Annotated in this window: 5 protein-coding genes and 1 pseudogene; 5 read left to right on the top strand and 1 reads right to left on the bottom strand. The window is 62.2% G+C overall.

All coding sequences use genetic code 11. The annotated features are described in order from the left end of the window. Positions 1–153 precede the first annotated feature (153 nt). The 5 genes from R6U20_RS03025 (at position 154) to R6U20_RS03005 (ending at position 6742) form a co-directional block, all read left to right on the top strand. Entirely contained in the window at positions 154–1641 is a 1488-nt protein-coding gene (locus R6U20_RS03025) for an NADP-dependent isocitrate dehydrogenase (RefSeq protein WP_410336392.1), read from the top strand. A 57-nt stretch (positions 1642–1698) separates the two neighbouring features. Beyond that, a complete protein-coding gene (locus R6U20_RS03020; RefSeq protein WP_410336391.1) occupies positions 1699–3120 on the top strand; it encodes a proton-conducting transporter membrane subunit in 1422 nt (473 codons plus the stop codon). Then, a complete protein-coding gene (locus tag R6U20_RS03015; RefSeq protein WP_410336390.1) occupies positions 3110–5563 on the top strand; it encodes a DUF2309 domain-containing protein in 2454 nt (817 codons plus the stop codon). Before R6U20_RS03020 ends, R6U20_RS03015 begins: the two co-directional genes overlap by 11 nt. 49 nt (positions 5564–5612) lie before the next feature. After that, positions 5613–5966 carry a P-II family nitrogen regulator gene (locus R6U20_RS03010; protein WP_410336389.1) on the top strand — a complete coding sequence of 118 codons (354 nt, stop codon included), beginning with the start codon at positions 5613–5615 and terminating at the stop codon, positions 5964–5966. A 134-nt stretch (positions 5967–6100) separates the two neighbouring features. Further along, positions 6101–6742: a carbonic anhydrase gene (locus R6U20_RS03005; RefSeq protein ID WP_410336388.1), complete on the top strand. Its 642-nt coding sequence runs from the start codon at positions 6101–6103 to the stop codon at positions 6740–6742. Between the two features lie 273 nt (positions 6743–7015). Here the strand turns inward: R6U20_RS03005 and R6U20_RS03000 are convergent. Then, positions 7016–7669, bottom strand: a pseudogene (locus tag R6U20_RS03000) (hypothetical protein); the annotation flags it as partial.

Genomic DNA, 7669 nt, shown 5'->3' with positions numbered 1-7669 from the left:
CTGAGCAGGTGCAACAGATTGCAAGCCGACTTCCAACGCTGCGGCAAGGCGTTGCGAGTCGGCTTTTTTGTTTGTGTTTTTTGTTTGTGTCGTCCCCGCTTTTGCCTTCGTTGCCCACTCACACACCCTTTCAATGCGATGAATCAGGATACAATGCCGGCTTCGGCCCCATTTGCTTCGGATACGAACTCCACCCCTCCTCCTCTCCCAATTGCAGTAGCATACGGCGATGGGATCGGCCCTGAAATTACCACAGCGGTACTGCGCATTCTCGACGCGGCCAACGCTCCGCTGAACTACGATGTCATTGATATTGGCAAAGCAGCGTACGAGCGGGGCGTCACCTCGGGCATTCCCGACGACGCATGGGAGGCGATCCGTCAGAACAAGGTTTTGCTGAAAGGGCCTATCACGACGCCGCAGGGCGGAGGCTACAAGAGCCTGAACGTGACGTTGCGCAAGGCGCTTAGCATGTTTGCGAATGTGCGGCAGGTCAAGGCCTACACGCCATTTGTCGACTCAGATCACCCAGAGATGGATGTTGTTGTCATCCGCGAGAACGAAGAGGATCTCTACGCAGGCATCGAGCATCAGCAAACGCGTGAGGTCGCCCAGATCCTGAAGCTGGTCACGCGTCCAGGCTCGGAGCGCATCATCCGCTACGCCTTCGAGTACGCCCGCGCCCATGGCCGCGACAAGGTGACGTGCATGACGAAGGACAACATCATGAAGCATACCGATGGGCTCTTCCATCAGGTATTTGAGGAGGTGGCTGAAGAATACCCCGACATCGAAGCTGATCATCTGATTATCGACATCGGCGCGGCGCGGGTGGCGGCACAGCCCGAGCAGTTTGACGTGATCGTGACGCTTAACCTCTACGGCGATATCCTGTCCGACATCACAGCGCAAGTGGCCGGCTCCGTTGGACTTGCGGGGTCCGCCAACATCGGGTCTGATGTGGCCATGTTTGAGGCGGTTCATGGTTCAGCGCCCGACATTGCAGGGCAAGGCATCGCCAACCCCTCGGGCATGCTCATGGGCGCTACCAAGATGCTCGTGCACCTTGGCGTGGCCGACATGGCACAGACTATCGAGAATGCGTGGCTGAAGACGCTGGAAGATGGCATCCACACCGCCGATGTCTACCGCGAAGGGATTAGCGAACGTAAGGTGGGCACCGAAGCCTTTACCGATGCCGTCATTGAACGGCTGGGAGAAGAGCCCGTCACGCTCTCACCGGTTCGGTATCAGCCCGCCAGGATTCAAGTAGAGCCGTCCCCGACACCCGCGCAAGAAAAGGTACTGCGCGGCATTGACGTATTTATCGACTGGGATGAATCGGGGCGCGACCCAGATGTGATTGGACAAGGGCTCAACGAGGCGGCTGCAACGGTCGACTGGATCCTTAAGATGATCACCAACCGGGGCGTCAAGGTGTATCCTGATGGCCTGCCCGAAACCTTCTGGACCGACCACTGGCGCTGCCGGTTCTTGCCCGCCGATGCCGATTCGATCTCCTTCGATCGCGTGCTCGACTTGCTCGGGGCATTGCATGAAGCAGAGTGGGATGTCATCAAAACCGAGCACCTGTATACCTTCGATGGACGCCGCGCATACTCGTTGGGACAAGGTGAGTAAGCAGTCACAGGTTGTTTTTAGAGGCGACTCCATTCTTCTTCCACTCCAAAAAACAAAATGGCAACAGTTAGCACACGTTTTATCTGGATGCTCTTTGCCGTCAGTCTTGGCGCGCTGGGGATGCATGCCACCACGGGTCTCGATGCCCCCACCGGCGCGCTGCTGCGTGTGGATGGGCTCATGCTTGTCATGGCGGCGGTGGTGACCTTTGTAAGCGGCATTGTGCATAGCTTTGCGCGCCGCTACATGGATGGAAGCCAGCACACGAGGCGTTTCTACGCACGCCTGCTTGCGCTCACGCTGGTGGTCCTGCTACTCGCCGCGGCCAACCACCTGGCGCTTTTCGCCGCGTGCTGGGCACTTATGGGCTGGCTGCTGGCCGACCTCATCGGACTCATTCGCGGGTGGCCACAGGCGCAAGCGGCCGCCCGGCGAGCCCGGTGGTCGTTTCTGGGGGGGAGCGCCCTGCTGGTGGCGGCGCTGGGACTGATTGCCGGATACACCGAAACCGCCACCATCTCGGAGGCGCTTGCGCGCACTGACATGCTTCCCACCAGCGTACTCGCTGGTGTATCCGTGCTGCTGGTGGGCGCGGCCATGATTCAGTCGGCACTCATCCCGTTTCATGGATGGCTGCTCTCCTCCATGACCGCCCCGACGCCCGTATCCGCCTTTATGCATGCGGGCCTGGTGAACGCAGGCGGCCTCCTCCTGGCGCGCTTTGCAGGCATTGTGGCGGCGCTGCCGGCGGTAATGCTCGGCATTGTGGCGGTGGGGGCGCTCAGTGCGCTGCTCGCCCAGGCCTGGATGCTCGTGCAGTCCGACGTGAAGCGCCAGCTGGGCTGCTCGACCGTGGCGCAGATGGGATTTATGGTGTTGCAGTGCGGACTCGGCTTCTTTGCGGCGGCCATTGCGCATCTTATCTTGCACGGCTTCTACAAAGCGTATCTCTTTCTGGCGTCGGGGGCGGTCGTTACGGCGAAGGCGCCACGGGCTAAGCCGCCTGCAGCGCCGGGGGCCGGGCCATGGATTGGAACTGGCATCGCGGCGGTGGCCGGAGGCGCGCTCTTTGCGTGGCTGACGGGTAAGTCGCTCGTAGCGTTGGGGAGCGGGGCCGTGCTCACGCTGGTCGTGGTGCTGTCGGTGCTGCACGCCGCCAAGACCGCCCTGCGCTCCACTGCGCTGGCACCTGGTGCGCGAGCCATTGCCCTGCCGCTGGTCGTAGCTCCCGCACTTGCGCTCTACGCTGGCGTCTACAACGGCATCGCCGCGCTCACCGCCGACCTGCCGATGGCCGTGGCACCCGCCGAGGTCTCTGTGCTGCATGCGGTCGTCGGTGCCCTCTTTGTGCTGGCGTACATCGCCATCGAGCGCGGATGGCACCGCGAGCGCCCGCGCCTCTATGCGGCGCTGCTGAACATGTCGCAACCTGCTCCTTCCACTGTTACCAACCACCGCACCCAATACCATGCGCACTGATCTGTCTGCCCTGCGCGCCCGCGTCGAGAATGCCGCTGCTGTGCTGGGCCGCTGCTGGCCGCTGCAATCGTACATCGCCGCAAATCCGCTGGCTGGATTCGAGGATGAGCCGTTCGATTCGGCGGTGGCGGCAGCCAAGGAGCTGTTTGGCGGACGCGGCTATCCAGCGGCGGCGCAACTGCGGCATGCCTGGACCACGGGCGCCATCGACCCCGATGTGCTGGCGGACCGCCTGGAGGCGCACGGCATCACGGCAGCCCCCGAGGCGGTGCTCGACCAGATCGAGGCGGCCGAGTCCGATAGGGCCCCGCAGCCTGCGGCCAACGATCCACTGAACCGCATCATGGCAAAGTGGCTGGCGGCGTTTCTGGATCAGGGACAGGCCGCCTGGCCCATGCCGAACCGCGACAAGGGCTTCTTTGCCGCGTGGCGCGCTGTGGCACCCTACGATACCGAACTCCCGCACCGTGGCGACCTGAGCGACGTGCCCGAGCGTCCGCTGGAGGCGCTGACCGAGGCACTTCGGGGCTACGACGAAACGCAGTGGGAAGCTATTCTGCAACGCCACCTGGTGGACCTGCCGGGCTGGGCGTCATTTATTAAGTGGCGTACACAAGACCGTCACGACGCGTGGCAAGCCGCGCATCCCATAACCCTAACTGGTTATCTGGCTGCGCGCTTGCATACCGCCCGTGCACTTGAGCAACCCATTGCGCCCGAGAATGAAGACGCCGCGCCCAGCAGTGCGGAAACCGCATCTGTGCGTGCGGAACGGGCGGCCCCCTGGCTGGAGGCGTGGGAAGCCACCTATCGCGAGCAGTTGCTGGCCGATTTGGAAGACGCTGCATTGTCAGCGCCACAGTCCTCTGCATCCCACCGCCCCGATGCACAGCTTGTGTTTTGCATCGACGTACGGTCGGAGGTGATTCGCCGCCATCTGGAGCAGACCGGTGCGTACGAGACGTTTGGCTATGCCGGGTTCTTTGGCCTGCCGATGCAGTACGAAGCCCACGGCACCGATACCCGCACCGAGCTGTGTCCGCCCATCGTGTCGCCGAAGCATCGGGTGTGCGAGCGGCCCGATCCGGCTCACGAGAACGCGGCGACCACGCACGACGGATGGATGGCCTGGCTGCGTGCGGGCCGCACCCTGACGAAGGCGCTCAAGACCAACGTGGCGGCAGCATTTGGCTTTGTGGAGGCCGCAGGCGGGTTCTTCGGGGCAGCACTGGCGGCACGTACGCTAAGCCCTGCGGCGCTGCGGGCGGCCCGGCGGGCGTGGAACGAGCGCGTACCCCGACCGGAGGACTTCTGCACGCTCACGATCGACTACATTGCACCCGATGACGACACGGACCTGTCGGTGGGCTTCACGCAGCGCGAAAAAGTAACATACGCCGAAGCCGCCTTTCGCCTGATGGGCTGGGATCGCTTTGCACCGGTGGTGGTCTTTACCGGCCACGCCAGCGAAACGGCGAACAACCCGTATCAGTCGAGCCTGGACTGCGGGGCATGTGCAGGACACCCTGGCGGACCGAATGCGCGGGCGCTGGCGGCTATGTGCAATGAGCCCAGCGTGCGCGGCGGACTGCGCGAGCGTGGCATTGACATCCCCGACGATACTGTGTTTTTGGCTGCCGAGCACAACACCACCACCGATGCGGTGACGCTCTTCCGTACGCCCGAGCTTACGGATGCGCAGGCCACTCACGTTGTGCGGTTGCGGCGTGACCTACGCGCAGCCCAGCAGCGGGCCACCGCCGAGCGTGCACCGTCGCTGCGCGGGGCCCGCCCTAAACAGAGCACGGCCGATACCCAACGCCGCGCCGCCGACTGGGCCGAGGCGCGTCCGGAGTGGGGGCTTTCGGGCAATGCGGCGTTCATTATCGGACCGCGCGACCTGACGGCACCGCTCAACTTGCAGGGCCGCGTGTTTTTGCACGCCTACGACTGGCAGACCGACCCGAATGCTACGGCACTAAAGCAGATTATGGCCGGTCCGCTCGTAGTGGGTGAATGGATCAACACGCAGTATTACTTTTCGACCGTCGACAACGCCGTGTACGGTAGCGGCTCGAAGATCACGCAGAACGTGGTGGGCAACATGGGCGTGTGGCAGGGCAACGGCGGCGACCTCATGACGGGCCTGCCGCTGCAATCGCTCCAGAGCGACGACACGACGCCGTACCACCATCCGCTTCGGCTGATGGCTGTGATACAGGCTCCGGTTGCACGTGTAGAGCAGGTCCTGGATCGCAACGTGCAATTGCGCACGCTTTTCGACCACGAGTGGATGGCGCTGGCGGTGATGGATCCGGAAGAGGATAACATCGTGCGCCGCTACCAGCCGGGCGGTACGTGGGAAACCCGCGCTGATACGTTCGCTCCCAACACCGAAGCATCCTCCAGTGCGCCGGAGCCCAATCCTGCACCGGCGGTATGACCCAACGCATCCCCCTTGTATCTTCTCCCGATCAACCGCTTTGCATGCTATGAACGAGACTAACCAACACGCGCAGCACACGCTGCATGCGCTCAAAAAGATCGAGATCATTGTAAAGGGCAAGCGCGAGATGTTCGTGCAAGACTTGCTCGAAGAGTCGGGCGTGAGCGGCTACACCATTCACCGCAACGTGGCGGGCCGAGGGGAGAGCGGCTTTCACGAAGGGTATCTGCTCTTCAACGATGACGCCAGCCTTGTCATGTTCTTCGCCGTAAGTGATGAAAGCAAAATCCAGTCGATCATCGACGGGCTCACCCCGCTCTTCGAAAAAAGCTCTGGGGTCATGTTTGTGTCGGACACACAGGTGGTACGCCTCAACAAGTTTTTGGCGGATGACGAGTGAGCGGCAGCAGAGCATGCAGCAGGCGATCCGTGCCCCAAGACCCGCGGTTCGACTTGTAGCAGCGGACCAAACCGCCACAGCGGGGTATAACACGCACTTGTAATGTCAACCCCAAGGCTTGTTTTTCTGCTGCTATGCCCAAAGAACTGCTTCAGCGCAACCGTGAATGGGCTGCTAACCAGGACCCCAGCTTCTTTGAGGAGCTTACCGACGGACAGTCGCCGCGCTTTCTATGGATTAGCTGCTCCGACAGCCGGGTGCCCGCCAACGAAATCGTGGAGTGCCACCCGGGCGATCTGTTTGTGCATCGCAATATCGCCAACCGAATTGATCACGACGATCTGAATGGGCTTTCGGTGCTCGAGTATGCTGTTGAGGTGCTTCAGGTGCCACATATCGTAGTGTGTGGACACTACCAGTGTGGCGGCGTAAAAGCGGCAATGGAGCACACCGATCACGGCCTCATCGACAACTGGCTGCGACCCATCAAGCGGTGCTACCACCAGCATCATGATGAACTCAACACCATTCCAGATGAACAAGAGCGCTGGAATCGCCTCTGCGAACTCAATGTGATCGACCAGGTGGAAGGCATTGCCAGCACCACCGTAGTGCAGAAAGCCTGGCAGCGTGGGCAAGACGTAACCGTTCACGGATGGATCTATCAGCTCTCTGAAGGAATTATCCACAATCTGGAAGTCGAAGTCGACAGCCCCGACCAGGTACCCGCTATCTACCGCCTCAACGCGACTTCGTCGGTTTCGGGGGATGCATAGGTCGGGCCGTTTCCTCGCAGCTCAGCGGAGCCATGCGACGAGTGGGCTAAACGGACACATGCGTCGTTGGTGTGTGGATGGACCGAAGGATGAACGGGTGAACGAAAAACATCTGCTTCTGAGTCGAACGGTCCCCCGTTCGCCCTGCCAGCCGCTCCGGAGACGTCTGCGCCGAGGGGGCTTCCAGTCTTCGGCTACTGGTATATTTCTTCCATCACTTAGCGTTGAACCGCGGACGGGAGTGAACCGCAACTGCGTATGTCCTCCGGCCGTCTACTCCTGGCCCAGGCCCGCTACGCGCCCGATGCGAACGCGCCGGGTGTCTTCAGAGACGGCGGTCCAGGCCAGCCACACATGATTGTTGCTGCGTGCCAGCACAGGAAACCCACTTCCTCGCCCTGTGCTCACTGGCACAAGATCAGAGGCAGCGGATGCCTCTTCACCATGTGCCAGGCGCGCCATGATGTGGCCCGACGAAGCGCCTGCGTCGGCAGCTTCGACCCAGGTAAGCAGCGTCCGATTCGTGTCAACCGCCACAGCTCCGACGCGGCCGGCGGGGGCGCCCTGATCGATCTGTGTGGCCGCGCCGAAATCGTCTGAATCGTTGCGGGCCGTGGCCCAGAAGACCTTGGGGGTGCTCTCGCTGCCCGTGAACCAGACGGCATCGGTGGTGGCGCCGCGCCGGGCAATTGCCGGGCCCTCTACCGGACAGGCAGGCATCTCCCAGTCGTCCGCGGCCACCCGGCCCTCGTCCTGGTGCTCTAACGGTGTAATACGTGTGGATGCAATGTCGCGGATTTCGGCCTGGGTGCGGTCGCGGTACAAGACGCGGACATCCGCCCCCTCGCGTACCGAGGCCGTCATGCAACAGTCGCACACCCGCACATCCAACTCGATATCACGTGTTGGGCGTGTTTCACCCGGTTT

Origin of the sequence: Longimonas sp. (genome assembly GCF_046498435.1) — a bacterium.
GTDB lineage: Bacteria > Bacteroidota > Rhodothermia > Rhodothermales > Salinibacteraceae > Longimonas.
This window is presented reverse-complemented; position numbering and strand designations above follow the sequence as displayed.